Genomic DNA, 843 nt, shown 5'->3' on the forward strand with positions numbered 1-843 from the left:
TGATCGTGGTCGCCAAGACCACCGCCGAGGGCGCCGCGCACGGCCTCAGCCTGCTGGTGGTCGAGCGCGGCACGGACGGCTTCGAGCGCGGCCGCAACCTGGACAAGATCGGCCAGAAGGCCCAGGACACCGCCGAGTTGTTCTTCCAGGACGTCCGGGTGCCGAAGGCCAACCTGCTCGGCGAGGAGAACCAGGGCTTCCTGTACCTGATGCGCAACCTGGCCCAGGAGCGGCTGGGCATCGCGGTCTCGGCGATCGCCGGGGCCGAGTACCTGGTCGAGTTGACCACCGAGTACGTCAAGCAGCGCACCGCGTTCGGGAAGCCGCTGGCCAAGCTCCAGCACATCCGGTTCGAGATCGCCGAAATGGCCACCGAGTGCGCGGTCACCCGGACCTTCGTGGACCGCTGCATCACCGAGCACAACCGCTACGCGCTCACCCCTGTCGACGCCTCGATGGCCAAGTGGTGGGCCACCGAGCTGCAGAAGCGCACCGCCGACCGCTGCCTGCAACTGCACGGCGGCTACGGCTACATGACGGAGTACCCGGTCGCCAAGGCGTTCACCGACGGCCGGATCCAGACCATCTACGGCGGCACCACCGAGATCATGAAAGAGATCATCGGCCGCTCCCTGCTGACCTGAGAGGCACTCACGTGACCACCGAAGCGTACGTCTACGACGCTATCCGCACCCCACGCGGCCGGGGCAAGGCCAACGGCAGTCTGCACGGCACCAAGCCGATCGACCTGGTGGTCGGTCTGATCCACGAACTCCAGGCCCGCAACCCTGGGTTGGACTCGGCCGCCATCGACGACATCGTGCTCGGCGTCGTCAGCCCGCT

1 protein-coding gene and 1 pseudogene are annotated in these 843 nt (G+C 67.4%); both read left to right on the plus strand.

The genetic code is table 11. The annotated features are described in order from the left end of the window. Positions 1–644, plus strand: a 644-nt coding sequence (locus ABD323_RS42200) for an acyl-CoA dehydrogenase family protein (protein WP_344447363.1), incomplete at its 5' end; no start/stop codon positions are given. 11 nt (positions 645–655) lie between these two features. Beyond that, positions 656–843, plus strand: a pseudogene (locus ABD323_RS42205) (acetyl-CoA C-acyltransferase); the annotation flags it as partial.

Origin of the sequence: Kitasatospora nipponensis (genome assembly GCF_039528135.1) — a bacterium.
Classification (GTDB): Bacteria; Actinomycetota; Actinomycetes; order Streptomycetales; family Streptomycetaceae; genus Kitasatospora; species Kitasatospora nipponensis.